Source organism: Carnobacterium jeotgali MS3 (genome assembly GCF_000745125.1).
GTDB lineage: Bacteria > Bacillota > Bacilli > Lactobacillales > Carnobacteriaceae > Carnobacterium_B > Carnobacterium_B jeotgali.
In genome coordinates this window covers 590,345-615,886 of record NZ_JQNF01000005.1, presented here as the reverse complement: position 1 = coordinate 615,886, position 25,542 = coordinate 590,345, and the positions used below count along the sequence as shown (strand labels likewise).

Genomic DNA, 25,542 nt, shown 5'->3' with positions numbered 1-25,542 from the left:
TTGCTCACTTCCTAAACTGATTTAACCTTTATTCCGTTATCTACCATGAAGCTGTTTAACGCGCTTAACTGATCGATTGTTCCAGTAACTTCTAAATGATACGTCTGTACTTCTGGTTCTTCTAAATCCGTGAAATCTGGTTCGTATGGTGTTTCTTGTACGCTTTCTACACTTAACTCAACGTAGCTATCTTGTTTGATTCTTGCTAACTCTTCTTCGCGTTGCTTACGGTCGATTTCAGCTTGTTCACGCTCTTTTGCATCCGCTAGCGACTTATCAATCATCTTCATAACTTCTGGCGCTGAATTGCCATTTTTTAACACGCTCAACCAACCTTGTGGCTCAACTTTGACTGCTTTGCAATAGTTGGTGATGATGTCCTCATTTGCTTTGATTTGTTGTTCTTCTTTCTGCAGCAACTTGATTTGTTCTGCAACTTCTTCTGCAACTTTTTTCATTGCAACCGTCTTATTTAACCATTTAGGGTTGTGCAAGAATGATTCTTTAACGTAATCAGATTGTTCTTCTAACAACTTATTTACCTGTGTTTCAATTTCATTTTGCTTGGATAATCTTTCGCGTTCTTCTAAGTTCTTGATTCCTTCGTCAATTGGAGTAATTACTTCTTGAATTGTTTCAGTTAACTTCTTAATTCGTTTCTCGAATAGTGCTAAAGGCTTGTTGTATTCTTTCTTAACCTCTTTACGTTTATCATCTAGCGATTTAGCAACACCACGCATTTCAGCACGTACCTTTTTAGCGTCATTTACATCTTCTTCGTTAACAACAAGTCCTTTATACTTAGCTGCATAGTCCTCGATCGTTTTAGTCAGTTCATCTTCGTTGTTGATTACAATTTTAGAAGGAGTGAAGTCAACTCCGAAAAATTCTACTTCACCTGTTTCCATTAATTCATTTGCCATTATTTATTCCCCCAATCAACTGTTTGTGTCGGCTGACTTGTCATACCGTCTAAGATTGCACCTTGTTTTGCTTCTGGTTTGTTATTCACTTCTGGTTGATTGTTTGCTTTGGTTTCCAATACCTTCACATACCCCATTGAAGAAGGTAGGTTGCTTGAATTGAAATCCTTGAACTCTTTATGCATTTGTTCGTTAGACTTGTCTATAACGTATTTTTTAAGCGTTTCAAAGGTACTGCCTGTTTTAGCAGCTACTGCACGAATGCGATCCTCAACTTCTTTTTTATTTTTAAAGAAATCGTTATCGCTGTTCGTTGGTTGAGGCTTATTAATAGGTGCTTCTTTACCGTTTTTGTTATCTGCCAAGCTTTGTGTATTGGCATCGTCATCATCTTCACTGGCGATTCCTAACATTGCTGATAAGCTATAACGTCTGCCATAGGTGATAGATGAACCAATTGTTTGAGCGTTGAATTTACCAAAATTCTCAGCTGGTAGGATTAGATCATCACTTGTCATGAACTGTCCAGAACTGTGTAGCAACATTGTGTTAACAGTGACCGTTTTCGTTTCAATATCAGAACTAGTAAATTGCATTTGTGATAATCCGTTTTCGCTTAGTGCTGGTGTTATAACTTTGATAATGGCATCTAAATCAGCGTATTTAAGAGTTTTACCTTCGCGTTTAAATGCTGGATTTTCAGCGCTTTTTTTAGGACTACCAACGATCTTTTGGAAACCGGCTAAAGCTGCTGCTAACTCGTCAATCTTTTCACTTGTTTTCATTGTATGTTCCTCCTAGTTGTTCTTTCAGAAACTCAATCCAATCTTTTTTACTCAAATCAACTGTTTCTGTTTCATTCTCAAAACCTGCAGTTGATACCTGTACACGTTTTTCACCTTTGTGGGTGTATTCTTCGATTTCTAAACAAGCGCCGTGCTTATCTTTAATTTTGTCTGTCCTAACTTCTACTGGCATAGACTTTCCTCCTAAATACTGATATAATAGGGTTAACTTTTATTTCTCAACTGACTGACTAGGTGGCTGCCTTGTCGGTCTTTTTTATGCGCAAATCCACTTCTTCGTTCATTCTTTCTAATACTTCCTCTGGCGTTTCCCATCGGTAATTAGCAATGTATCCTCTTGAAATGATTGTGTAATCGTTGTCCTCAATAGAAAATATATTGATTATTCCAGGAGGTTGAGAGTTGAAATGAAATCCATTGAGTTGGCATTTCCAAGCTAGTTGTTTGAATAGTTCTTCTACCATCTAGTTCACTCCTTATAGGTTGTATCTTTTACCTATTGACCACTCTGCTTCTGATTGCGATTCTATTTGTGTTTTGTACCTTTCTTCCTTAAATTTACTAGACACAATTTTTAAACAATCAGTACAATAACTTCCTTCATACCCTTGACCAGTAACTACCCAATCTGCTTTCTTTGCGTTACAAACCCTACACATTTTTTTAGTATCTATATGTGCTTTTTTTCTCCTTAAATTAGCCACAAAATCACCCTTTCTATCCAATTGTTCCCATTTCAATTCCACCAGCAATTCCAGCTAACAAAAGAATAAATCCGATAATCAACGCGCCAGCAATGAACGTTTTTACTTTTTCTTTAAACTCCTCAGTAATGATTATTTTCATGTTTCCCACCTCTTTCGTTTTCAAATTCTGATAGCCATTTTTCTAACGCTGCTTTACTGAACCGCCATTCTGTACCAATTTTTCTACCCGGTATAACTCCGATTCGTGCGTATTTGTAAAGCGTTGGTTTACTGATTTGGAGAAACGCACAAGCTTCTTCTGCGTTTAACGCTTGTTTTGGTTTAACGAATAATACTTTCGTTGGCATGCAATCATCCTTTCAAATATTTTTGAACGATCCAATAAGGTGTTCTGTCTTTGACCGCTTGCATGAATGAAACGCCTGTTTTGCTGAGAATGGATAATATTAATTTCATTTCGATTAACATTTCATCTAAAAACTCATTTACATAAGCTCTAAGCTCCGCTTTATCTTGTTCAGTTAAATACTCATCTTGCTTGCAAAGAATCATAAGAGCTTCATTTTTTCGTGTTTGACGCTCGTTTGATTCCTTAACAGAAAGCATTTCTAATACATGTGGTGTTTCGTGATACGTTTCAGATTCCATAACTGGTAAAGTACCGTAAGTTTTGTGGGCCATTTGGTGTGTGAAAGTTGAATCTTGCAGCACATTTGATAAGTCTTGTATTGCATCTAACGGTGTTTCTTCTTTATTGAAGTACCCACTCACTGTCGTATGTGCTTTAAAAGTCTTTCTAGCTAGTAATAATTGAGTTACATTCTGTCTTGTTGCTGCTTGCTTTAATTCTGCGCTTACGTTGATAGATGTCATTTCTTCACTTCCATTTCGTTTAGTAGTTTTTCAGTTAGTTTAATTTGCCCTTTTCCAGTAATTAAAGTTGTTGAATCTTGAACGTTTCCAGCACTTCTAGCTATGATTACCGGCATTGATTTGAATAATCCTTGTTCAATATATTTTTGTTTGGGATTGTTCTTTTCTCTACCTGTATTAATTAGGTAACCTTTATCACGTAACCACTTAAACATTTTATTTCTACCAATATTGATCCCGTGTTTATCGAAAATATTCTTGCAAAACTCACCAATGTTTATTGCTCCATCTGAGTTAGAAACGATTAAACCAAAGTTTGTATATGGTTTATTTTGTTCTTGTTCAATTTCTAATTGCTTAACTCGTTTATCCGCAAACTCTAAAGCTCGTTTCATAACCATTTCAGGACTATTCCACTTTCGTTCGATTTCTAAAAAGTGACGTCTAGCTTCTTTTCCTTTGTCAGTTCGTTGGATCATACTAATTTCTTTTGCCATATCCAGTTTCACATGATGATTAGTTATAGTTTGAAACCCACCATTCGCGATTGGACTTTTTTGACCAACTGCAATAAAGTCTGTGTTTTCTTCAAAACCGTAATCGACCATTCTTTCAAACCATCTTTTATAAGGCGTACCTACTTCTAAAAATTCATGAAGCTCTTTTCCGTTGATAAGGATCTCTCCCGTTTCACTTTCGTGCGTTTTAATTAATCCGTTCATTCAAAGTCCTCCATTTCCGTATTAACCTGTATTTTGATACGATTGATTACGTTATATAATTAACTTAGTAAGATAATTAACTACACGTTTCGTGAACCTTGTTCGTAAAAAAAATAGTCCAATCGATGTCTAATTCCTCTGCCATTTTCTTAGCGTTTGCAACTGACGGTGTACGTTCACCTTGTTCATACATAGCGTAAGTGGTACGGGCTATATGAAGTTTGTCAGCAAATTCACCTTGAGTTAAATTTTCATTCAAGCGAATTTCTTTCAACCATTCTCTCATTTCCTGTCACCTCCTAATGTCACGTTGTGTGTAATTACATAGTAGTACACATTTCGTGTATCGTCAACTATTATTTACACGTTTCGTGAAATTGTTTTAAATTAACTGTTTTTACACGTATTGTGTACTATAATTTGCATATACCGAATAAGGAGTTTTAAATATGAATATAGGAAGATTAAGAGATTTAAGAGCTGAAACAGGTCTTAACCAAGAGGAAGTTGCAAAAAAACTTGGTATAGGCAGAACAACTTATGCGATGTACGAACAAGGCAATAGAGAACCAGATAACGATACGCTGATAGAAATAGCAGAATTATTTAACGTCTCAATTGATTACCTTTTAGGAAGAGACGTTCCTAGATGGGCTAATCAATCGGATATCTTAGATTTATATAAAATGTTAGATTCGAACGTTAATATGGCTTACGGTGGCGAAAATTTGACAGAAGAAGAAAAACAACGAGTTAAAGATATACTTACCGGCATCTTCTGGGAAAAATTAGAAAAAATTAAAAAGAAGTGATTTCATATGACAAACCTTTTTAACGATTCAATAAAAAATATTTATACTAAATACAATACTTTAGACCCTTTTGAAATCGCTGAAAGTTGCAATATCGAAATTAGGTATGAGTCTTTTTTAAAAAGCCCTTCTGGTCAATACGTTGTTATTCACGATCAAAAAATTATTTTAATCAATAACGAATTGGCAGATAGCAATGAGAGATACTTTGTAATGGCTCACGAACTTTACCACGCATTAATGCATTCGGAGTTGTCGGGTTATTACATACAAAACTCTTTTTCAAGAGGAAAGCTAGAAACAGAAGCAAATAAATTTGCGGTTAACTTGCTAGCGAATAGATACGTTGAAGAATACGGGTTGTACCCTAGCTCATACGATGAACTCTACAATTTATACGGTATACCTAAAGATATCTTAGAAACATATATTGATTAAAAAACACTAGGAGGAAATACATATGAAGAAAGTTAAATTATTAGTAGCATTAGGAGTTTGCGGTTTGGTATTAGGAGCTTGTAGTTCTGAGGAAGCTGCGGCACCAGAAAAAGAATCAACTTCTCAAGTAGCGGTTTCGACAGAAGAAAGCAGCGTAGTTGAATCAGAATCAAGTAATGCAGGTTCAACCTTTAAAGATAATGAATTAGTTACACCAGATATGAAAATCAAGATAACGGAAACAAGAATTATTCCTGTTGGAGAAGCTGGTAACGAATACGGAGAAAAACCAGTCATTGCATTTTGGTATGAAACAACTAACTTATCTGATGAAGAATTAGACCCTTCAACTGCTTGGATTTTTGCGTTTAGAGCTTTCCAAGATAATAATGCAGATAGTATAAACGAATTAAATATGGCATCACTTCCAGATGATGCTTTCTTAGATTCTCAAATGGAAATCATCAAAAAAGACGGAACGGTTTCTAATGCTGTAGCTTATGAATTAGACGATGATGTTACTCCTGTTACTTTAACTGCAGAAGATATGATTACGGGCGAAGAAATGGGAACAGTAAATTTTGAAGTTAAATAAAAGATTAGGCTTAACAGCCTTTTCTTTTTAATACAAAAAGAACATACATTCGCATACCAATGGTACAAACTACGATTATTGGAGGAAATAACATGATCATTAAAGACTTATCTACGCTAGAATCGGATTTCTGTCGTCAAGCTACGGTTAATACTGGTTCAGTACGTGTGAGGTCAATGGATATCGACATGGAGTATAGTTTATTCGTCTATTACTTCAAGGACTACATCCACCTCTCTTTATCCAGGTACGACGACAAAGACATTAGTGATGAAGTTTGGGAACAATTACGAGATGTCGGCACGATTTATCCTGATGTCGGTTTAACCGACGTCGTAGATATGTGGATCAATGAAGAAAAGCAGCAGCTGCATGCAAAATTAAGTTACAAGGATGTGAAGACATGGGAAAACGGAGACTGAATGGATCTATAGAAGCTATAGATAAAGATAAATACAGGCTTCGCGTTACTGTTGGATACAACGGCAACGGAAATCCTATTCGTAAAAGCAAAACGGTTATTGCCAAAAGTGATAAGAAAGCTGAAAAAATGCTGATAGATTTTATCAATTATTTAGAAAAAGATAATTATCAATCATATACAAATATGAGATTCGAGGATTTTATTTACAAAGAATGGTATCCTAACTACGCTAAAAAAGAATACAGTTATCATACTGCAACTGGTTATAAGGAAGTGTTAGAGTATTATTTTATGCCTACTATAGGATATAAAAAAATGAACGAGATTAAACCTATTCACATTAAAAAAATTGTAGATGATCTAACTAGATTCGATGGCAACAAACAACCCCTTTCTAGGTCTAGCCAAAATAGGCGGTTTTCTGCTATTAAGTCCGTCTTTAAATTCGCTACAGACTACCAGTTTTTAAAAGACAACCCGATAGATAAAGTTAATCTTGCAAAAAAAAGAACTCTAGATAGCAATAAAATAGGGTATTACAACGTTAAAGAGATAACTCTTCTGATCAACGCATTAGACGGAGAACGCGAGGAATTACAACTAATTGTATTAATCGCATTAGTAACCGGCGCTCGAAGAGGTGAAATAGCTGCTTTAGAAAGTAAACATATCGATTCCAGAAACAACACCATCACTTTCGAACAAATGATCATTGACGAAGCTGGCAAAGGTGCAACACTACATCATACTACTAAGACCGGTGTTGCAAAAGTAGTTTCAGTTCCAGGGGACTTAATAACTAAAATTAAATTATTCGACGATAAACGTAGAAGTGATTTATTAGCGGTCTCTATAAAACCGAAACGAGAATTTTTATTTTGTAATGCTAATGGAGATGCTAAGTTAGCTGATGGAATTACAAGGATGTGGAAACGATTTTTAAAAAGAAATAATTTAAGGCACATACGATTCCATGATTTGAGGCATACTAATGCTACTTGGTTGCTCTCGCAAAATGTAAACATTAAAGTTATCCAAGAGCGTTTAGGTCATAGCGACATTAAAACTTCTATGAATGTCTACACTCACGTTCAAGACGAAATGGATCAAAGTGCCTCCGCTACTTTTGATGTTTTATTTAAGTAAAAAAACAGTTTATGCCCTTTATCTGCCCTGAACGTAAAAAAACCATTGATATATAGCACTGTAAATGCTTTTATATCAATGGTTTTAAGTGTTATTGGCTAAATTGTGCTTCATACAATTTTTTATACGGTCCGTCATTTGCTAGCAATTTCTCGTGACTGCCTTGTTCAGCGATTCCCTCTTCCGTTACCACAACAATACGCGTCGCATGTTTAATGGTTGCTAATCGATGGGCAATGATTAACGTTGTCCGACCTTCAGCTAACGAATTGAGCGATTCTTGAATTACTTGTTCTGTTTCAGTATCTAAAGCTGAAGTCGCTTCATCTAAAATCAGAATGGGCGGATTTTTCAAGAACATACGCGCAATAGACAAGCGTTGTTTTTGTCCACCAGACAACTTAACGCCTCTTTCACCAATAATGGTGTTTAAACCTTCTGGCATATCGTTCACAACTTTCTCTAAATGAGCCAACCGCACGGCTTCTTGTATTTCTTCCTCACTTGCATCCAATTTTCCGTAAGCAACATTTTCTTTGATACTTCCCGGGAAAAGATAAACATCTTGTTGAACTACACCAACTTGCTCTCGTAATGACTGCATAGTCATATCTTGAATATTGATTCCATCAATGGTTACTTCACCTGCATTAACTTCATAGAATCGAGGCAGTAAGTTACAGATTGTCGTTTTACCTGCACCACTCGGTCCAACAAAAGCCACGGTTTCGCCCGTTCGAATGGATAGATCAATACCATCCAAAACTTTTTTTGATGAATCATACCAAAAAGAAACATGCTTATAGTCAATATTTCCTTCTAAACGTTCTACTTCAATTGCATTTTCCTTATCTTGAATAGCAGGCTCTTTGTCAAGTTCTTCTGTTAAACGCTTGAATCCTGCAATTCCTTTAGGGTAACTTTCAATCATCGTATTTACTTTTTCGATTGGTCGAACAAAAATATTAGACAATAAGATAAAACCTACAAAATCTCCGTAACTAATTTCGCCTTGAATCGTATAATAAGCACCAAAAAATAACGCAAATAAATTAATCAAACGGATCAACAAATAATTATACGAAGAGCTGATTGCCATCATTTTATAGAAAAGGATTTTTGATTTTCGATAAGCTTGGTTTAAAACTTCAAATTTCCCGGCTTCATGTTCTTCATTAGCGAAAGCTTGAACAACGCGTATTCCACTGACGGAAGCTTCGATGCCCGCACTAAATTCGCCTAAATCATTAAAAATTTTTGTATTGATTTTAGTCATTCGTTTATTAAAAAATACTAATGCAATCGTGATAAAAGGAATCATCACAAACGTTGCTAAAGCAAGCTGAACATGAACATTCAACATCAATAAAAAAGCTCCACCTAACGTAATGAACGTGATAAACACATCTTCTGGACCATGGTGAGCAACTTCTGATATTTCAAATAAGTCGTTCGTCAGGCGCGTCATTAATTTGCCCGTTTTTTGATTGTCGTAATAACTAAACGGTTGCTCTTGCAAATGCCCATACAATTCACGGCGCATATCTGTTTCAATATTCACTCCCAGTTTGTGTCCAAAATAAACGACAACATACTGCAAAGAAGTGTTCACGATATACAAAAATAGTAAGGATAACGAAACCGTTACAATCAATGTCCAATTTTCCGAAGGCAATAAATCATCGATTACTCGATTAACCACAACTGGGAAAGACAACTCTAAAATGGCTGCTAGTATCGCACATCCAAAATCCAGTATAAATAACTTTTTATACGGCTTATAATAACTAAAAAAACGTTTTAACATATTATCCTCCAAACGAGTTTATTTATTTTCCAACCAAAACATTAAGTCTATTTTTGATTTTGAGCAAACTCCATTAAAACCACCACATGATTGAATTGTTCATCTTTTGCTGCATAAACAAAGGTGACCGGGGTGCGCTTTAATTGTTCAAAAACTTGTTTAACAAAACTTTTTGTATCAGGATTTGATTCTAATTCAGCCAAATAAACTTTTTTAAACCACTCAAACTTTTGTGGTTGATGATTAAACTCTTTACGAATGGCCGTCGTTGGCGTAATCTCTTTTACCCAGTCATCGATACTGGCGTTTTCTTTTGACACTCCTCTGGGCCACATTCGATCTACTAAAATACGGTAACCATCTTCTTTTTCAGCTTTCTCATAGACTCTTTTCATATTTAGTCGATAACTAGACATTTCTAATCCCCCTATTAACAGGCTAAAAAATTAAACCCTATTAAGGAAAATTCTATCCTTAATAGGGTTTAAAGTAAACAAATTTGCTAGGAATTACTTAACAACCAATTTGTCTACACTTGCAAAAGATAATACAAAACTAGAAATTTTCATTAGTAAAGCTAGTCTATTATTCCGAACAGCTTGATTATCAGCCATCACCATATTTTCATTGAAAAAGGCTTCAATCAAGGGTTGCAACTGTTCAAAAGAAGTGTAACTTTGTTTGCTATTTTCATTATTGACTGTTTTTTCAATTTCTACAAATGCTTCATACAATTCTTGTTCAGAATTTGTTTCAAATAAAGCCGGGTCAACTGAAAGTTGGTCTTGATCAAGCATCGCTTCACCTTTATTTGCTAGATTTACTACACGAGTTAAAGCTTCGATTGTCGGTTTAAAAATAGTATCTGATAAATGACTATTGATAATACGTCCAGCTTCTACTAATTTAAGTAAATCTTCTTGGCGGGAATTCAAAGCCGCATCAATGACATCATGACGGATACTTTCTGCCAATAATAATTGACGGATACGAGCTTTGATGAAGTCAACAACTTCAGCTGTACTCGACTTGTACCCTTCGAATAAAGCGCTTTGTGCGATAACCGAAGTCGATAAAATAGCCTCTTTCAAAGATTCCATTGGGAAATTCCAATTTTTTGATTCAATGATGCGGACAATACCATACGTTTGGCGTCTCAAGGCATAAGGATCATTTGATCCAGTTGGAGTCATTCCAACCGCAAAGAAACTTAAGACACTTTCCAATTTATCTGCAATCGCTAAAACAGCCCCTACAGATGTTTTTGGCAGTTCTCCCTCACTGGATACCGGCATGTAGTGTTCTCTAATAGCTGCAGCTACTGCTGGCGTTTCTCCTTGCGTCAAAGCATACTTCTCACCCATGATTCCTTGTAACTCAGGAAACTCACCAACCATATTCGTTACCAAATCAAATTTATAAATTTCAGAAGCACGTTTCAGATCAGTTAATTCCGTTTCGTTTAAGCCAACTTGTTTTCCAATAAGTTGCGCAATAGCTTGCACTCGATTCATTTTTTCATAAATAGAACCAATTTTTTCATGGAATGTTACTTGTTTTAAGCGTTCGACACAAGCAGCAATTGTTAATTTTTGGTCTTCTTCAAAGAAAAATTGACCATCATCCAAACGAGCCGTTAATACTTTTTCGTTTCCTCTAGCAACGGTTTCAATGTGATTAGCATTTCCATTACGAACAGAAATAAAGTAAGGTAAAACAGCTCCTTCACTATCTCTTACCCCAAAGTAACGTTGGTGGTCTTTCATTGAAGTGATCAAAACTTCTTCTGGCAGATTCAAGTATTTTTGATCAAATGAACCATAAAAGGCCGTTGGGTATTCGATTAAGTTGTTAACTTCTTCTAGCAATTCTTCATCCATCGAAACAGACCATTGATTTGCTTTGACAAGCTCTTCAATTTGATTAACGATCATTTGTTTACGTTTTGTACTGTCCGCAATCACAAAGACACTTTCTAAGGTTTCTTCGTATGCTAAAGCATCAGCAAACGTTACATCATGTCCCAAAAAGCGGTGGCCACGTGATGTGTTCGCTGTTTGGATATCCAGTAATTCAAAAGGAATCACTTCGTCATCTAACATCGCTGTTAACCAGTGGAATGGACGGATGTATTTAAATGTATGGTCTGCCCAATGCATGCTTACAGGGAACGTCAGTGAAGTGATTACTTTATCTAAGCCAACCAAAATTTCATTAACGGTTTTTCCAGAAATAAATTTATCTACATAAACGTAATCAACGTCTTTAATTGATTTAAAGTAGATATCATCTGTTGTTGCCCCTTGACCACGGGCAAATCCAATAGCGGCTTTACTCCAATTGCCTTCAGCATCTTGTGCAATTTTTTGAGCGGGCCCTTTAACAGATTCTTGAACATCTTCTTGTTTTTCAGCAATATCTTTGACAATAACCGCTAATCGTCTTGGAGTTGAAAAAGGAATCACTTCTCCATGTTCTAAGCGGTTTTCTTTTAAAAAGGCTGTTATTTTTTGCACTAATTGTTGGCTACTTGGGGTAACGATGTGCGCTGGAATTTCTTCTAACCCAATTTCGAGTAATAGGTTTTTTGTCATATTAGTTTGCCTCCTTAGTTTCGATTGATTGATCTTGAAGCAAAGGGAAGCCTAATTTTTCACGTTCTGTGACAAAAGCTTTTGCAATCGAACGAGCCATATTACGAATGCGCGCTAAGTAACCCGCACGTTCTGTAACCGATACTGCTCCTCTTGCATCTAACAAATTGAAAGTGTGGCTACATTTTAAAACATAATCGTAAGCAGGATGAACCAGACCAGCTTCAATTTGAACGAGAGCTTCTTTTTCATATTCATTAAACAACATCAAAAGCAACTCTTGATTGCTATTTTCAAATGCGTATTTTGAATGCTCATATTCAGGTTGAATAAAGATCTCACCGTATTTTACGCCTTTAGTCCATTGAATATCATAGACGCTGTCTACGTCTTGAATGTATGAAGCTAAACGTTCTAATCCATAAGTAATTTCACTAGTTACAGGATTGCATTCTAATCCTCCAACTTGTTGGAAGTACGTAAACTGAGTGATTTCCATTCCATCAAGCCAAACTTCCCAGCCTAAACCAGCACAACCCATTGATGGATTTTCCCAGTTGTCTTCAACGAAACGAATATCATGTTCTAAAGGATCAATTCCTAATAAACGAAGACTTCCTAAATACAGTTCTTGAATATTATCAGGTGATGGCTTCATAACCACTTGAAATTGGTGGTGTTGGAATAAACGGTTTGGGTTTTCACCATAACGACCATCTGCTGGACGTCTTGAAGGTTCTACATATGCCGCATTCCATGGTTCAGGTCCAATAGCACGTAAGAATGTATACGGGCTCATCGTACCGGCCCCTTTTTCTGTGTCATAAGCTTGAAGCAACAGGCATCCTTGATCTGACCAATAATTTTGTAATGTTAAAATAATTTCCTGAAACGTTAGACTGTTTTCTTTCATTATCGCATTCTCCTTTTCATTTCACATTTTACTCGTTAACTAAAAAATAACGCAAAAAAGTCCCTATGCTGACAACTATCAGCATAGGGACGATAATACAATCGCGGTTCCACCCTAATTCTAGTTTATTAAAAAACTAGCATCTCTTTTTTTTAACAGCTCCAGAATGCCTTTCAAAACTTCCTCTATATTTGGCTTACACTATCCCAAACTCGCTCATTTAGAGTGAAATTTTTACTTTTTTCTTTCAACGCCGGTTATTCAGTTGTTACTATCATAGCTTGCAACAAGAACGTTTGTCAATCATTTCTTTTCATTCTCGCCGGTTGTTTCATTAGGAGGGACTCTTTTATCGACTAAGAGATTTCCCCACGTATGCATCTGATCAATAAATTTTTTACTTTTCAGCTTAATTCCGACAGATTCATCATAAATCAAGTCAATCAACGTCCGAATTTCTCGTTTTGTTTCTTCTTTAACGGTAATAGAGCCTAATTGATCTAATGAAACGACCGAAAATAACCGCACAAAATGAATAGCTCTTTGACTTGAATGGTAACGGTAACGGTCTAAATGCCAATGACTTTGACACAGTAAACCGCCATAACTGCCTGAATAGTCAAACGGTCCCTCAGTCTCCCCACATACACGACAACCTCTCAATTCAGGAGAAACCCCAAAGTATGGCAGAATCTGCACTTCAAATATATTGACAACTATTTCAGGATCCGTTTCTTCATCAATTTCAGTTAAACAGCGATCAATTTTATGAAACAATGCTCCATCTACGATACCGTCATCTAAAGCTGCATCCGCTAAATTTAAAATATACGTCGCATAGGCATTCAAAAAAATATCTGTTTGCATACTCTTATACTGATCTACTTCTTTTGCATCACGTATAAAGCACAGTCCAGTATCTCGAATATCAGCGATGTATGTTGCTTTCGTAAAAGGCAATACCGCTGTTTTAAGTTTATTTTTTTGCTTTCGGGTTCCTTTAACGAAAAACATTCTTTTGCCAAAGCGGCTCGTAAACAATTTGACCAATTGATCGTTTTCGCGATGATTGCGCACCGATAATACAATGCCCTCTACCTCTTCTATTTGAGCCATATAGAATCCTCCTATGATATGCTCTTCATTTAAAAAAACAAACCAAAAAATATGGTTTGTTTTTTAAATCGATTAATCCTTTTTAGTAATCATCTTTGCGGTAACCGTAATCTTGCAAATTCGTTTGACGATCACGCCAGTCTTTTTGAACTTTTACCCAAAGATCTAAGTAAATTTTATCGCCTAATAACACTTCAATATCTCTTCTAGCGCGGATACCGATGTCTTTTAACATTTTACCGCCTTTGCCAATGATAATTCCTTTTTGGCTAGAACGTTCAACAATGATTGCTGCATGAACTTGGACTTTACCCAATTCATTTCGTTGCATACTCTCAACGACTACAGCTACAGAGTGAGGTACTTCTTCTCTTGTTAGTTCAAGAACTTTTTCTCGAATCAATTCAGAAACGATAAAATATTCTGGGTGATCGGTTACTTGATCATCTGGATAGAATTGAGGTCCTTCAGGCAAATATTTCGTTACTTCTGATAATAATGTTTCTACGTTATTGCCATCTGCAGCAGAAATTGGAATAACTTGTTCAAAATCGACTAATGAACGGTAATCCTCAATAATTGGCAACAACTGGTCAGGATGGATTTTATCAATTTTATTCAGCACTAAAAATACAGGACTTTTTACTGTTTTTAATCTTTCCATGATAAAGTTATCTCCTGGGCCACGTTTTTCTGCAATATTTACCATGAACAAAATAACATCCACTTCTCTAAAAGCACTAAACGCTGAGTCTACCATAAAGTCCCCAAGACGGTGTTTTGGTTTGTGAATCCCTGGGGTATCGATAAACACAATTTGTGATTCTGGTGTAGTGTAAATACCTTGAATTTTATTTCTTGTTGTTTGAGCTTTATCACTCATGATTGCTATTTTTTGTCCTACAATTCTATTTAATAAAGTTGATTTACCGACGTTTGGACGACCAACAATAGAAACAAAACCTGATTTGTGCTCATTCATATTTTTCATTAAACCATATCCTCCGATTTAAAAGCTCCCGGCAGCAATTCGCCAACCGTTGTGAATTGTTTGTTGCCTTTATTATTTGTTAATAAAACTGGCATGTCTGGCCCACAGAATTCTGCCAGTACTTGTCTACATGCTCCACAAGGAGAAATAGGACCATCTGTATCACCCGTTACCACTAAATAGTCAAATTCTTTATTCCCCTCAGAAATAGCTTTGAAGATTGCTGTTCGCTCTGCGCAATTGGTTAAACCAAAAGAAGCATTTTCAATATTGCAGCCTGAAAAAATTTCTCCCTCTTTCGTTAAAAGAGCTGCTCCAACTGGAAAATGAGAATAAGGGACATAAGCCTTTTCTAACATGTCCGTTGCTTTATTAATAAGTGTGTCGACTTTTTGATCTGTCAAGTGCATAAGTAAAATCTCCTTTAAAATAGTATTTGCCATAATTTAGGTAAAATAATGATTGCAGCTACAACAATGGAAAAAGTTGCGGTAACTAAAACAGCTGCAGCTGCCATGTCTTTTGCTTTCTTTGCCAAAGGATGATACTGATCTTTAGCTGCTAAGTCGACTACATTTTCGATTACAGTATTCCAAACTTCCATTATGATAACTAAGAAGACACTGAAAATAACCCATAGCCATTCATTGACGACTAAATTAAGGAATGCACACAAAATCAAAACAATTAAACCAATCAAAATATGTGAACGCATATTTCTTTCTTCTTGAAATGCGGTTAAAACTCCCTTAAATGCATATTTAAAAGAGTCAAGAAATGTAGAATTTTTCCCAATTCCACTTTTATCTTTTAAGTCCATAAGCTTCTAATATCTCTTTCTGCAACCCAAACATTTCTTTTTCATCTTCAGGATTCATATGATCGTACCCATTTAGATGTAAGAAACCATGTAAGGCAAGAAATCCTAATTCTCGATCAAAAGAATGGTTATATTCTTTGGCTTGGCTTGCGGTTTTATCAACTGAAATGATGATATCGCCAATATTTCTTGGCATCGGTTCATCTAATTCATCAAAATTGATCATTAATTCATCTTCTACTTCATCTTCAATTGCAAAACTTATAACATCCGTTGGCTGATCTTTGCCACGATAAGTTTTATTAATTTTTTGAATATTTTCGTTGTCTACGAAGGTCACAGACATCTCTGTATCTTTTGGCAACTCTATATGCTTACCAGCAAACTCCAATAAAGAATTCACCATTTCTTTTTGTTCCATTGTAATTTGGTTTGTTTCATCATACAAATCTAGTTCCATAAGGGCTATCCTCACTCCTTTTTATTTTACTGTTCTATGCTTAAAATCATTCTTTTTTTAAAGCCGGATATTCAATCCTCGAATGGAATGTCCCGTTTAATCCTGTACAGATGGCTTGTTCAACTACTTTCAATTCTTTTAAAGAAATTGAACACTCATCAAACTGACCATCTACAATTCTACCATTAATTAAATTATGAACAAAATTTTCAATGGTTTCTTTAGTAGGATGTGACATTGACCTTACAGCTGCCTCAGCACTATCTGCAATATTGATGACCGCTGCTTCTTTTGTTTGTGGTTTCGGACCAGGATACCTAAAATCACTCTCAAGAACAGTATCATCTTTCTCTTTAGCAGCAACATAAAAATATTTCATAAGAGTCGTTCCATGATGCTGAGCACAAATATCAATGATTGATTGAGGTAATTTAGCTGCTTCTAACATTTTCACACCTTCAGAAACATGTCCGAAAATAATTTCTTTACTTTCAAAAGGAGTCAATAAATTATGTGGATTTTCCATTCCAGGCGGTAAATTTTCGACAAAAAAGAGTGAATGACGTAATTTACCAACATCATGATAATAACAAGCTACGCGAGCAAATAATGAATCTCCTCCGATAGCCCCAACAGCATTTGCGCTTAGGTTCGCTACCATCAAACTATGATGATAGGTTCCTGGAGCTTTCGTTAGCAGTTCTTTTAACAAAGAGCTATTTGGGTTAGACAATTCTGTTAAGGTTAATACCGCATTTTCACTAAACAATACTTCAATATAAGGCGATAGAAGTACCGCTAGCAAGTAAGATATGATGCCGCTTGAGAGGGCATAAACAACGATTAAAAACGTCTGTTGAGACCAAATAGTCATATTTAAGTATAAAACAAAAGAGCTAATAAATAAGGCATTAAAAACCGTTACCCATATAAAACTTGACCAAAATTGGTTTGTAATTTTAGTACGGGTGATCATCGTACCCATCATGCCACTTAGTAGATAAAACAGAACCAACACAATACTAAAACTGGTTCCTGAATCAGGGCTAAAAATAAAGATAGAAAACGCTGCGGTAAATCCATTAGCTAAAATACCAAAACGTCTTGAACCAAATGCGGTCAATAAAATGGAGGTCAATGCAGCTGGAAACAATAAACCAATAAATTCTATATCGGCCGTTTGAATCAACTGTAACCCTTTCATCAATAATAGTGAAGCCACCATAACGATGGAGTAAAAGCTAATTTGACGTCCATGTTCTATCCTATCAATGTTTCTTGATTTTCCTAAATAGAACAATAATAGCGCTTGAGTAAATAGCAAAACAATTAGCCCATATAAAGCTTGTTTAGAAGAATCATCATCTAACAAGCCTAGTAACTCCAACTGGTGCATATCGTTACTATCAACGACATGACCTTCTTGAACGATTACTTGTCCTTGTAAAATCAATGACGGTTGAACGTTTGCCATCTCTTCTTCTTTTTTCTGCTCAGTAGCATTTTCGTTGTAAATGTTATTTTCAACAATTGCATTATCAACAATCAAGCTTGCTATTCGTTGCATATTTGAATCCAAATCAGAATAATCTAAATTATTATTTGCTTCCAATTTAACTTCGTTTATTTCTTCATTCTTTATGGGTTGAGTCATCGCATCAGAAACCACGAAAGCAATAGATTCTTTCATGCTGGTTAAAATTTTTTCATCAGTCGCGATTAAATCTAAAATCGCCCAATCAGGAAGCATCTCAATGAAAGCTTTTGTAGCTTCGTCTAGATTATTCAACTTTTCATTGAACATACCTAATAGGGCATCATTCGTTAATTGATCTACTTTTATTTCTGACAATTCTTGAGAAGATATCGAACTGTTACTTTCTGAGGCCTTTTTTCTTGTTTCCTTTAAATTGTCTTCATATGCTTTGTTTCCTTCTTGGATTACTTCATCTACCGTAGCGAATAAAACTTCTACTTTTGCAGTTTGAATATCTTTTAAATCGGCATTATACGTATATACAGGAGCAACAGTCGCTGCAACAGTCGTTTTATTTTCTGCTGTTTTTTCTTTATCTTCAACAGTTGCATTTGCTCTTATGGTTTCTTCAGCTACTTGAAAGAGCTCAATATCTAAAGATTTTGGTTTAACAGCACTGTACATGATTGAAAATAAAATGACTGATGTAAGCAAAAGAATAGAAGGAATATATAGTTTGCCCATTTTTTTCTGAAGGCGTATTAAATTTCTTCGCATTCATTCACTTCCTATTCGTTTTTTTCGCTAGTCAATTTTTCAATATCGCTCTTTTTACCTTCACTTAATGTTTTTTCTTCGTTATAAGCATTGATAATATTTGCTACTACCGGATGACGAACAACATCATTTGAGTCAAATTGAACAAAATGAATACCTTTAACTTGATTTAAAACTTTTTCAGCATGAACGAGTCCACTCATCGCTCCTCTTGGCAGATCAATTTGAGTAACATCTCCATTTACGATCATCTTTGAACCAAAACCAAGGCGAGTAAGGAACATTTTCATTTGGGCTTTCGTCGTGTTTTGTGCTTCATCAAGTATCACGAAAGCATCTTCTAAGGTTCGCCCTCTCATATAAGCTAAAGGAGCAATTTCAATCACATTTCGATCCATTAGACGAGTGGTATGTTCTAAGCCAAAGACGTTATATAACGCATCATAAATCGGACGTAAGTATGGATCAACTTTCTCTTTTAAGTCTCCGGGTAGAAAGCCTAGACTTTCACCTGCTTCAACTGCCGGACGAGTAAGAATGATTTTTTTCACTTCACCTTTTTTCATCGCAGCAACAGCCATAACGACCGCTAAGTATGTCTTACCTGTCCCAGCAGGTCCCACTCCAAACGTAATGTCATTCTTTTTAATTGATTGGATGTATTGACGTTGCCCAAAGGTTTTTGCTCTTATGGGCTTACCGTCATGATCTTTTCCTATTTCTTCTTCATACATACTAATAAAGAATTGCAGAGTGTTATTTTTCGCCATTTTGATAGCCGTTACGACATCCGCAGGTCCTATACTAATGGAACGTTTGATTAGTTCTTCTAATTGATTAAGGATTGCTTCCACTACAGCTGTCTTTTCTTCAGTACCGATAATTTCTAAATGGCTTCCACGGCTGTTAATGACAACTTCCATTGAGTCTTCTAATAAAGCTAAATGTTTATCTTGAGTACCAAATAGAATAGCTGCAGTATTTTCGTTTTTCAAATTTACTAAACGTGTTTCGTTCATTAAGTTAGTCAAACAAACAACACTCTCCTTTTTCTTTCTATACTTTAAAGAATAGCACATTTTTTGTCTAAAATGAAGCTTTCCTTCTTAGATAGAAGAGCAATTAGGGAACATTAAGAGCAAAAAAAAGATAAAGTTAAGAAAAATCTTAACTTTATCTTTTTTAGAGGATAATTGCTTATCCTTAAGCATTCAATAGTTCTTTTACTAATCGATTTACTTCGTTACCGTCTGCTTTACCTTTTGTTAAAGGCATAACAACTCCCATAACTTTCCCAAAATCTTTCATAGACTTAGCATCTACCTTAGTAATAGCTTCTTGAATAATCGCTTTAAGTTCGTTTTCAGAAAGTTGTTGAGGTAAATAGTTTCCAACGATATCAATAGCTGCTTCTGTTTGTTCAACCAAGTCTTCTCGACCAGCATCTTTAAACTCCGCAAGAGATTCACGACGTTGTTTCATTTCGCGAGAAAGAACTGTTAACTCTTCATCCTCACTTAATTCATTACCTTTGCTGATTTGATCATTTTGCAATGCAGCTTTTAACATACGTAGTACAGCTAAAGATTCTTTATCTCTGGCTTTCATCGCAGTTTTAATGTCGTCATTAATGGTTTCTAAAAGTGACAAGACTTTCCCACCCTCAATTCTAAAAGCAATTTACTAGAATTTACGTTTTCTAGCTGCTTCAGATTTTTTCTTACGTTTCACACTTGGTTTTTCATAGAATTCGCGTTTACGAGCTTCTTGTAAAGTACCTGTTTTTGAAACGGAACGTTTAAAGCGACGAAGAGCATCATCAAGAGATTCATTTTTCTTAATAACTGTTTTTGACATATAAATTCCCTCCCTCCGTGCTTGAAAAAGTAACCGTTATTTAGAACACACTAATAAATTACTGCATTCATAAACACTGTCCTTCCTTATTATATCGAATGTATTTTTTTACGTCAATACAACATTTCCATATTTCAATAAAAAAGAACACTTTATTGCTTTTTTTTGAAGTTTATTGCACTTTTATCATTTTATTTAAGAACATTTTTCACATTTTCCGAAAATTTCAAACCGATGGGACTCAATTGTGCACCCATTTAATTGATTTTCGAAAAAATTCATTGGACACATTTCGATTTGTTTTGTTTTCCCACAATTTGTACAAATAAAATGATGGTGATGCCCAGTGTGTTTGCATCCAAAACGAAACATTTTTTCTCCGTTTAATTCCGTTTCCTCAAGAACATTTAATTCTACAAAAGTATAAATATTACGATAAATTGTATCATAACTAATAGAAGGGTATCTTTCTTTTAAACCTAGTTGTACTTCTTTTGCTGTTAAATATCGATTTTCCGCGGCAAATACGGATAACATATTTTCGCGTTTATCAGTATATTTATATCCATGTTCTTTTAACGTTTCAATAGCTTGTTCAACTGCTGTCATATAGATGATCGCCTCCTTTACATGAACCATTTACCATCAAGTAGTATAACTTATCCGTCTAGTATTAATCAAGTTGTAAATCTTGCATCTTTCATAAGTGATTCATTGTCGTTTCACTCCGTATTCCTGTATACTATTAGGAAAGTAAGTAGAAATAATGAGGAGGAACAAAATGTCTTCACAAAAAACAATTAATTTATATATTATTTCAGATTCAGTAGGAGGAACGGCTAATCAACTCGGTCAAGCAGCCATGACTCAGTTTCCTGATGCCGATATAAAGGTTTCAGCATACCCCTTTATCCGTGGAACAGATACGCTCATATCCATATTAGAAAAAGCAGACATTGATAATGCGTTAGTTCTTCACACTTTTGTAGATGAAGAGCTGAATAAAATGGCTCAAGTTTTTTGCAAAGAACATGAATTAGTTTGTTTTGATCCATTATCTCCAATCATTAGAGAAATAGAAACTCGTTCTGAACTAGCTCCTTTACAAAAACCAGGAGCATTACATCTTTTAGATGAAACTTATTTTAATCGAATAAAAGCTATTGAATTTGCAGTTAAATTTGATGATGGCCGTGATCCAAAAGGTTTCTTAGAAGCAGACATCGTATTACTCGGCATTTCTAGAACCTCAAAAACACCATTAAGTATGTTTTTGGCTAATCAAAATTATAAAGTAGCTAATCTACCTCTTATACCGGAAGCACATATTCCTGAACAGATCTGGCAAGTAGATCCTAAAAAAATTGTTGGTTTAACAAGTGATCGAAAAGCGTTAAACTCTATTCGCCGAGAACGAATGTTAACTTATGGAATGAATCCAGATACAGAATACTCTAAGTTGGACCGTATTGATCGAGAATTAGCTTTTGCTAAAGAATTGTATGAAAAATTAAATTGTTTAGTGATTAATGTTTCGAATAAATCAATTGAAGAAACAGCAGCTATTATTATTAATACATTGCAAATTGCGCATAAGACACATGAACAAAATTAATTTGTGTCAATAAAGACTCCTTGCTCAAAATAAAAAAACTTGAAGAATAACCGCCTAAAGCGTTATCTCTCAAGTTCTTTTTTTTCGTTGTTTCTATTTGGTTTTGTTAGAGGATTTTAGTCTTATTAATCGTAATAAACTTCATCTAAAAATAGTCCTTGAGAAGGGACAGTCATACCTGCCTCGCTTCTGATTCCACTCTTGAAAATAGCATCAATCGATTCTAGCTCCGTCGTTCCAGCACCAATTTCTAAAATTGTACCCATAATGATTCTAATCATTTTATATAAGAAACCTTCTCCTATAAACGTAAAGTGCAATAAGTCGCCTTCTTTATGGATCTTGATTTCATTAATCGTTCTAACGGTTGATTTTTTCGATTTCTTTAGAGAAGAGAAACCGATAAAGTCATGCTTTCCAACAAGTTTGTCGCAAGCCTTATTCATTTTATCTATATCAAGGTCACCAGCGTACTCATAGCTGAAATTGCGTTCAAATACAGAAGGTACACTGTTATTCCAAACATAGTAGCTATATTTTTTACCGCTAGCATTATATCTAGCATGGAATCTTTCCGGTACTTCTTCCAGTTTCTTAACCACAATGTCACGGGGAAGATAACGGTTTAGATGGTCCAACATTGCTTGAAGCTCCATGGTAGATTCTGTTTTAAAATTGGCTACCTGCCCTTTAGCGTGAGCCCCAGCATCCGTACGCCCTGATCCGACTATTTCAGTTTTAGTTCCTGTCATTGCGGTTATCGTATTTTCTATTTTACCTTGAATCGTTTTATCTGAATCAGTCAGTCTCTGCCAACCCAAATATCTAGCGCCATCGTACTCTACTGTCATTTTAATATTTCTCATTATATCCCTCTTAATCCTCTGATTCGGTTTCTACTTTCATACCGTACACTTCACTATTTATTCCATAATTGCCGATTGCCCTGTCTAGTTGACAAGGTGCAATCTAATCGTTTGTTGCTAATGGTTTACGTTAAAGAAATTTGGCTTCGCTTTAAAATCCACGACTGGAACCGCCGCCACCGGAACTTCCGCCGCCACCAAATCCTCCACCGCCGCCGAAGCCACCTCCACCGAAACCTCCGCCGCCAAAACCGCCACCACCACGGTAACGACTTCCACCAGACATTCCTAATAGTAAAGGCCACATTCCACCGCCTCTTCTTCCACCAGATCCGCCGCCACCAAAAAAGCTACTGATAACAAAAAAGATGATCACCACAATAATAATAGATGAAAAACCACCATCATCATCATTGTATTCTGATGGATTGACTTCATAACCAGAAAAAATTGTGTCATTATCAAATTGATACTCTTCATTAACCTTTACAGCTGTTTCAGTAAAAATATTTTTCAAGGCACCATCAAAATCATTATTCGATAAAGCATCGATATTACGGTCTAATATGGCTCCGGTTCCACTATCGGTAAGAGCCCCTTCTAAACCATACCCAATTTCAAATCGGATTTCACGTTCTTCAGCAGATAATAGAATTAAGACACCATTATCTAAATCAGCCCCACCAATTTTCCATTTTTCAAACAATTCAGCAGTATATTCTTCAATTGTAACATCCTGTAAACTATCTACGGTAGCTACTACAATTTGTGGTTTTTCTTGAGTATCTTCGTAATGCTTATTAACATCTAATATAAATTTTTCAGTTTCATCTGATAGTAAATTTGCTTCATCAAAAACATAAAATTCATTAGATGGTTCAGGATAATCAACAGCAGCTTCAACCGTTAGAGGAAATATACTTAAAAGCAATAAGCTGAAAAGTAGCGACAAGGTGCTTAAAATTGAAATAGGCTTAATTTTTTTCACTAGATTTTCTCCTCGCGCATAAGACATAATGTTGATTATTCATTATCGAAGTTAACTTCAGGCGCAATTTCTGCACCATCAACGGCTTCAAAGTAAGGTTTTTCTGAGAATCCTGTTATTCTAGCAATAATAGAACCTGGGAAACGTTTTACTTTGTTATTATATCCTTGTACAGTTTCATTGTAACGTTTTCTTTCAACAGCAATTCGATTTTCTGTTCCAGCAAGTTCATCCATCAACCCCGTTACATTTTCGTTCGATTTCAACTCTGGATAATTCTCAACTACGACTAATAAACGAGACAGCGCTGAGTTCATTTCGTTATTAGCTTCTACTTCCTCTTCCATAGAACCCGCACCACTTAATGAAGCACGTGCATCTGCAATCGCCGAAAAGACTTCTTTTTCTTGGTCCATTGCTCCTTGAACTGAATTAACTAAATTTGGGATCAAATCATTTCTTCGTTGCAATTGCGATTCAACTTGCGACCAAGCTAAATCTACATTACTTTCTTCTTTAATTAATCCATTGTATGAGCTGATTAAAGGGATAGCGATAATCACTACTGCTACGATGATTCCTATAAGTATTTTTGTGCCACTTTTCATATTTTTCATGTGTCATCCTTCTTTCTTAATTTATTTTCTTTTATTTAAGTATACTTTATTTCATTGATTGGCGCATCCGTCTAAAGAATGAAAAAGTAATAGCCAATCAAATAGTCGTAAGACCATTACTCATTAAGCTCTTTCTTCTAAACGAACCTGTTCTCTTGAATTAAGTATGACATAAAACCTTTTTTTTAGGAAATATTACAGACAAGAAAAGAGAAAAAGAAAGTTTTTTTCTTTTTCTCCTTAACGGACACTCTTTTGATCAATAACCTACTTGATTTAAGATATCTTCTAATAAATTCGGATTAAAAGTCTGTTCTTTTAGCATTTTAATTTCATAGCCATAAGGGGCTTTTTTGTCTTTCTTGTCTTCTCCTACATAAGGCGTTTCTAATATTTTAGGCAAGTCTGTTAACTGAGGGTGATGAACGACTTTATTCAAAGCGTCAAATCCAATCGTGCCAAAACCGATATTTGCATGACGGTCTTTGTGACTGCCTTGTGGGTTTTTCGAATCATTCACATGGACCACTTTAAGACGCTCTAATCCTATAATTTTATCAAATTCCTCTAAAACGCCGTCAAAATCCTCTTTAACGTTATAGCCAGCATCGTTTATATGACAAGTATCCATCGTTACAGATAGTTTATCATTTAAGGATACACCCTCAATAATTTTTGCAAGTTCCTCAAAATTACGCCCTATTTCGGTTCCTTTACCTGCCATCGTTTCAAGTGCAATCTGTGCCAGTTGATCTTTATGCAACACTTCATTCAATCCTTTGATAATTTGAGCAATCCCTGCTTCTGACCCTGCACCAACATGCGCTCCCGGATGCATCGTGATCTGTCTTGCGCCAAGAGCTTCTGCTCTGACAATTTCAGCTCTTAAAAATTCAATCGCAAAAGCAAAATTTTCGGGTTTGATTGTATTCCCAAAATTTATAATATAAGGTGCATGAACAACCATTTTCGACAAATTATTTTTTACCATGAACGCTGTTCCTTGAGGAATGTTCATATCTTCAACCAATTTACGTCTTGTGTTTTGAGGAGCTCCAGTATAAATCATAAACGTTTCAGCATTGTAACTAGCAGCTTCTTCCGCTGAACCTAACAACATTTTTTTCCCACCCATTGATACATGTGAACCTAATAAAACCATCTTTTTTTCTCCTAACATTAAATGCATTTTCTTTCA

At 35.5% G+C, this 25,542-nt stretch carries 34 protein-coding genes and 1 other annotated feature; of the genes, 6 read left to right on the top strand and 28 right to left on the bottom strand.

What is annotated here, in order from left to right:
• Window positions 1–11: 11 nt before the first annotated feature.
• The 10 genes from BP18_RS05445 to BP18_RS05405 all read right to left on the bottom strand — a co-directional run bounded on the left by BP18_RS05445 (window position 12) and on the right by BP18_RS05405 (window position 4,317).
• Window positions 12–923: a DUF1351 domain-containing protein gene (locus BP18_RS05445; protein ID WP_029277524.1), complete on the bottom strand. Its 912-nt coding sequence runs from the start codon at window positions 921–923 to the stop codon at window positions 12–14.
• Window positions 923–1,708: an ERF family protein gene (locus BP18_RS12310; protein ID WP_051669240.1), complete on the bottom strand. Its 786-nt coding sequence runs from the start codon at window positions 1,706–1,708 to the stop codon at window positions 923–925. Before BP18_RS12310 ends, BP18_RS05445 begins: the two co-directional genes overlap by 1 nt.
• Entirely contained in the window at window positions 1,695–1,901 is a 207-nt protein-coding gene (locus BP18_RS05435; RefSeq protein ID WP_029277527.1) for a hypothetical protein, read from the bottom strand. Before BP18_RS05435 ends, BP18_RS12310 begins: the two co-directional genes overlap by 14 nt.
• A 58-nt stretch (window positions 1,902–1,959) precedes the next feature.
• The gene (locus BP18_RS05430) at window positions 1,960–2,193 is read right to left on the bottom strand and encodes a hypothetical protein (RefSeq protein ID WP_029277529.1); all 234 of its coding nucleotides are present in this window, start codon (window positions 2,191–2,193) and stop codon (window positions 1,960–1,962) included.
• A gap of 12 nt (window positions 2,194–2,205) precedes the next feature.
• Entirely contained in the window at window positions 2,206–2,475 is a 270-nt protein-coding gene (locus BP18_RS05425) for a hypothetical protein (RefSeq protein ID WP_156097220.1), read from the bottom strand.
• Window positions 2,447–2,575 carry a hypothetical protein gene (locus tag BP18_RS12920; protein WP_269319401.1) on the bottom strand — a complete coding sequence of 43 codons (129 nt, stop codon included), beginning with the start codon at window positions 2,573–2,575 and terminating at the stop codon, window positions 2,447–2,449. The genes BP18_RS05425 and BP18_RS12920 overlap by 29 nt, the downstream gene beginning before the upstream one ends.
• Window positions 2,556–2,783: a helix-turn-helix domain-containing protein gene (locus BP18_RS05420; RefSeq protein WP_051669241.1), complete on the bottom strand. Its 228-nt coding sequence runs from the start codon at window positions 2,781–2,783 to the stop codon at window positions 2,556–2,558. Before BP18_RS05420 ends, BP18_RS12920 begins: the two co-directional genes overlap by 20 nt.
• A gap of 4 nt (window positions 2,784–2,787) precedes the next feature.
• Window positions 2,788–3,309, bottom strand: coding sequence for a hypothetical protein (locus tag BP18_RS05415; protein WP_029277532.1), 522 nt, complete (start codon window positions 3,307–3,309; stop codon window positions 2,788–2,790).
• Complete coding sequence (locus BP18_RS05410; protein ID WP_029277533.1) at window positions 3,306–4,031, bottom strand: antA/AntB antirepressor family protein; 726 nt, start codon at window positions 4,029–4,031, stop codon at window positions 3,306–3,308. The genes BP18_RS05415 and BP18_RS05410 overlap by 4 nt, the downstream gene beginning before the upstream one ends.
• A gap of 76 nt (window positions 4,032–4,107) precedes the next feature.
• The gene (locus tag BP18_RS05405) at window positions 4,108–4,317 is read right to left on the bottom strand and encodes a helix-turn-helix transcriptional regulator (protein WP_029277535.1); all 210 of its coding nucleotides are present in this window, start codon (window positions 4,315–4,317) and stop codon (window positions 4,108–4,110) included.
• Between the two features lie 163 nt (window positions 4,318–4,480).
• On the opposite strand from BP18_RS05405, the gene BP18_RS05400 reads away from it, so the two are divergent.
• The 5 genes from BP18_RS05400 (at window position 4,481) to BP18_RS05380 (ending at window position 7,446) form a co-directional block, all read left to right on the top strand.
• Window positions 4,481–4,843 carry a helix-turn-helix domain-containing protein gene (locus tag BP18_RS05400; RefSeq protein ID WP_029277537.1) on the top strand — a complete coding sequence of 121 codons (363 nt, stop codon included), beginning with the start codon at window positions 4,481–4,483 and terminating at the stop codon, window positions 4,841–4,843.
• A 6-nt stretch (window positions 4,844–4,849) separates the two neighbouring features.
• Complete coding sequence (locus BP18_RS05395) at window positions 4,850–5,281, top strand: ImmA/IrrE family metallo-endopeptidase (RefSeq protein ID WP_029277540.1); 432 nt, start codon at window positions 4,850–4,852, stop codon at window positions 5,279–5,281.
• A gap of 22 nt (window positions 5,282–5,303) precedes the next feature.
• Complete coding sequence (locus BP18_RS05390) at window positions 5,304–5,876, top strand: DUF5067 domain-containing protein (RefSeq protein WP_029277541.1); 573 nt, start codon at window positions 5,304–5,306, stop codon at window positions 5,874–5,876.
• Window positions 5,877–5,968: 92 nt separating this feature from the next.
• Window positions 5,969–6,298 (top strand): hypothetical protein, encoded by a 330-nt coding sequence (locus tag BP18_RS05385; protein ID WP_029277543.1) that lies wholly within the window; start codon window positions 5,969–5,971, stop codon window positions 6,296–6,298.
• Complete coding sequence (locus BP18_RS05380) at window positions 6,280–7,446, top strand: tyrosine-type recombinase/integrase (protein WP_029277545.1); 1,167 nt, start codon at window positions 6,280–6,282, stop codon at window positions 7,444–7,446. The genes BP18_RS05385 and BP18_RS05380 overlap by 19 nt, the downstream gene beginning before the upstream one ends.
• Before the next feature lie 91 nt (window positions 7,447–7,537).
• Here the strand turns inward: BP18_RS05380 and BP18_RS05375 are convergent, their stop codons facing one another.
• From BP18_RS05375 to BP18_RS05310, 14 genes are all read right to left on the bottom strand, one after another.
• Window positions 7,538–9,253, bottom strand: coding sequence for an ABC transporter ATP-binding protein (locus BP18_RS05375; RefSeq protein WP_029277548.1), 1,716 nt, complete (start codon window positions 9,251–9,253; stop codon window positions 7,538–7,540).
• 47 nt (window positions 9,254–9,300) lie between these two features.
• Window positions 9,301–9,669 (bottom strand): DUF488 domain-containing protein, encoded by a 369-nt coding sequence (locus BP18_RS05370; RefSeq protein WP_029277550.1) that lies wholly within the window; start codon window positions 9,667–9,669, stop codon window positions 9,301–9,303.
• A gap of 93 nt (window positions 9,670–9,762) precedes the next feature.
• Window positions 9,763–11,847: a glycine--tRNA ligase subunit beta gene (glyS, locus tag BP18_RS05365; protein WP_007725216.1), complete on the bottom strand. Its 2,085-nt coding sequence runs from the start codon at window positions 11,845–11,847 to the stop codon at window positions 9,763–9,765.
• Window position 11,848: 1 nt separating this feature from the next.
• Window positions 11,849–12,760, bottom strand: a complete 912-nt coding sequence (glyQ, locus tag BP18_RS05360; RefSeq protein WP_007725219.1) for a glycine--tRNA ligase subunit alpha — start codon at window positions 12,758–12,760, stop codon at window positions 11,849–11,851.
• 82 nt (window positions 12,761–12,842) lie between these two features.
• Window positions 12,843–13,020: a binding site (T-box leader), on the bottom strand.
• 43 nt (window positions 13,021–13,063) lie between these two features.
• Window positions 13,064–13,876: a DNA repair protein RecO gene (gene recO / locus BP18_RS05355; protein WP_029277552.1), complete on the bottom strand. Its 813-nt coding sequence runs from the start codon at window positions 13,874–13,876 to the stop codon at window positions 13,064–13,066.
• Window positions 13,877–13,958: 82 nt separating this feature from the next.
• Window positions 13,959–14,858: a GTPase Era gene (gene era, locus BP18_RS05350; RefSeq protein WP_007725225.1), complete on the bottom strand. Its 900-nt coding sequence runs from the start codon at window positions 14,856–14,858 to the stop codon at window positions 13,959–13,961.
• 8 nt (window positions 14,859–14,866) lie between these two features.
• Window positions 14,867–15,277: a cytidine deaminase gene (locus BP18_RS05345; protein ID WP_007725229.1), complete on the bottom strand. Its 411-nt coding sequence runs from the start codon at window positions 15,275–15,277 to the stop codon at window positions 14,867–14,869.
• 14 nt (window positions 15,278–15,291) lie between these two features.
• Window positions 15,292–15,687 carry a diacylglycerol kinase family protein gene (locus tag BP18_RS05340; RefSeq protein ID WP_029277554.1) on the bottom strand — a complete coding sequence of 132 codons (396 nt, stop codon included), beginning with the start codon at window positions 15,685–15,687 and terminating at the stop codon, window positions 15,292–15,294.
• Complete coding sequence (gene ybeY / locus BP18_RS05335; RefSeq protein ID WP_007725233.1) at window positions 15,671–16,147, bottom strand: rRNA maturation RNase YbeY; 477 nt, start codon at window positions 16,145–16,147, stop codon at window positions 15,671–15,673. Before ybeY ends, BP18_RS05340 begins: the two co-directional genes overlap by 17 nt.
• A gap of 46 nt (window positions 16,148–16,193) precedes the next feature.
• Entirely contained in the window at window positions 16,194–18,401 is a 2,208-nt protein-coding gene (locus BP18_RS05330) for an HD family phosphohydrolase (protein WP_029277557.1), read from the bottom strand.
• A gap of 11 nt (window positions 18,402–18,412) precedes the next feature.
• Window positions 18,413–19,420, bottom strand: coding sequence for a PhoH family protein (locus BP18_RS05325; protein ID WP_029277559.1), 1,008 nt, complete (start codon window positions 19,418–19,420; stop codon window positions 18,413–18,415).
• 184 nt (window positions 19,421–19,604) lie between these two features.
• A complete protein-coding gene (locus BP18_RS05320) occupies window positions 19,605–20,051 on the bottom strand; it encodes a GatB/YqeY domain-containing protein (protein ID WP_007725239.1) in 447 nt (148 codons plus the stop codon).
• A 33-nt stretch (window positions 20,052–20,084) separates the two neighbouring features.
• Window positions 20,085–20,258, bottom strand: a complete 174-nt coding sequence (rpsU, locus tag BP18_RS05315; protein WP_007725241.1) for a 30S ribosomal protein S21 — start codon at window positions 20,256–20,258, stop codon at window positions 20,085–20,087.
• 195 nt (window positions 20,259–20,453) lie between these two features.
• Entirely contained in the window at window positions 20,454–20,876 is a 423-nt protein-coding gene (locus tag BP18_RS05310; protein ID WP_269319406.1) for a Fur family transcriptional regulator, read from the bottom strand.
• A 163-nt stretch (window positions 20,877–21,039) separates the two neighbouring features.
• On the opposite strand from BP18_RS05310, the gene BP18_RS05305 reads away from it, so the two are divergent.
• Entirely contained in the window at window positions 21,040–21,873 is an 834-nt protein-coding gene (locus tag BP18_RS05305) for a pyruvate, water dikinase regulatory protein (RefSeq protein ID WP_007725247.1), read from the top strand.
• Between the two features lie 125 nt (window positions 21,874–21,998).
• Here the strand turns inward: BP18_RS05305 and truA are convergent, their stop codons facing one another.
• The 4 genes from truA to BP18_RS05285 all read right to left on the bottom strand — a co-directional run bounded on the left by truA (window position 21,999) and on the right by BP18_RS05285 (window position 25,506).
• Window positions 21,999–22,739: a tRNA pseudouridine(38-40) synthase TruA gene (gene truA / locus BP18_RS05300; RefSeq protein WP_007725250.1), complete on the bottom strand. Its 741-nt coding sequence runs from the start codon at window positions 22,737–22,739 to the stop codon at window positions 21,999–22,001.
• 151 nt (window positions 22,740–22,890) lie between these two features.
• Window positions 22,891–23,727 carry a TPM domain-containing protein gene (locus BP18_RS05295; RefSeq protein ID WP_007725252.1) on the bottom strand — a complete coding sequence of 279 codons (837 nt, stop codon included), beginning with the start codon at window positions 23,725–23,727 and terminating at the stop codon, window positions 22,891–22,893.
• A gap of 35 nt (window positions 23,728–23,762) precedes the next feature.
• Window positions 23,763–24,344 (bottom strand): LemA family protein, encoded by a 582-nt coding sequence (locus BP18_RS05290; RefSeq protein WP_007725255.1) that lies wholly within the window; start codon window positions 24,342–24,344, stop codon window positions 23,763–23,765.
• A gap of 259 nt (window positions 24,345–24,603) precedes the next feature.
• Window positions 24,604–25,506: a deoxyribonuclease IV gene (locus BP18_RS05285; protein WP_029277565.1), complete on the bottom strand. Its 903-nt coding sequence runs from the start codon at window positions 25,504–25,506 to the stop codon at window positions 24,604–24,606.
• Window positions 25,507–25,542 lie beyond the last annotated feature (36 nt).